Source organism: Candidatus Symbiopectobacterium sp. NZEC135 (assembly GCF_025962695.1).
In genome coordinates this window covers 1-1,088 of sequence record NZ_JAGFPF010000648.1, presented here as the reverse complement: position 1 = coordinate 1,088, position 1,088 = coordinate 1, and the positions used below count along the sequence as shown (strand labels likewise).

The window sequence follows — 1,088 nt, the reverse complement described above, 5'->3', positions numbered from 1 at the left end:
GACCAATCAGGTGGTCTACCGCATTCTGATCTTTTATATTGGCTCGCTTGGTATCCTGCTGTCACTCTATCCGTGGCAGAACGTGGTCAGCGGCGGCAGCCCGTTTGTGATGATTTTCCATGCGCTAGACAGTAACGCTATCGCCAATGTGTTGAATCTGGTGGTGTTGACTGCGGCATTGTCGGTATACAACAGTGGTGTGTACTGCAACAGTCGCATGCTGTTTGGCCTGGCGACTCAGGGAAATGCGCCGCGTTGGTTGTCACGCGTCAACGGCCGTGGTGTCCCGGTCCGTTCTATTGCGCTTTCCGCGCTGGCGACCTCCTTGGGTGTGCTGATTAACTATGTGATGCCGGGCAAGGCCTTTGAGCTTCTGATGGCGCTGGTGGTATCAACGCTGGTGATTAACTGGATCATGATTTGTGTGGCGCATCTGCGTTTCCGTCACGCGATGGATCAGCACGGCGTGGTGACCCATTTCAAGGCGATTTTCTATCCTTATGGTAACTACCTGTGCTTGCTTTTCCTGGCAGCCATTCTGGTCATCATGCTGATGACGCCGGGTATCCGTATTTCTGTGCTGTTAATCCCGGTGTGGGTCGGCATTATCTGGTTGGGTTTTTACCTGTCACTACGTCGTAAAGCGGCAGAAATGCTGGCGCATGGCGTGAAAGAATAGCAGAATTAAGCGGGTTCTCGCTTCATCGCCGGTGGCATAATGTCGATACCGGCGATGAGGCGTTGTGAGGGGTTACTCGACTTTTGCTACGTCGGTTTTGCCTGCTTTTGCATTGGCAACGGCCGCATTCGCCAACACGATAAAATCTTCGCTGGAGTGCGTGGCACCGGTCACGCCATCCACGCCTTCCGGATTTTGCTTCTCGACCAACCCTTGAGCGAGTTTAACCGTATACTCGTTAGGATTGGTGCCGCTTGCCGCCTTCATCTTCTTGTTGTATTCCACATCGCTGGTTTTCAGATGACCATCTTTCTGGCTGTTGTAGTCAAATTTTACGGCGGCAATCTTCCCGTCTTTGTTGGTCACTTCTACAAACGGTTTCCACCCTTTATCGTCGAAATTGACGGTT

At 52.1% G+C, this 1,088-nt stretch carries 1 protein-coding gene and 1 pseudogene; one reads left to right on the top strand and one right to left on the bottom strand.

The annotated features are described in order from the left end of the window. Nucleotides 1-679, top strand: a pseudogene (locus J5224_RS29465) (amino acid permease); the annotation flags it as partial. A 72-nt stretch (nt 680-751) separates the two neighbouring features. Here the strand turns inward: J5224_RS29465 and J5224_RS29460 are convergent. Further along, nucleotides 752-1,088: FMN-binding protein (locus J5224_RS29460; protein WP_264628615.1), on the bottom strand; the 337-nt coding region annotated here is incomplete at its 5' end.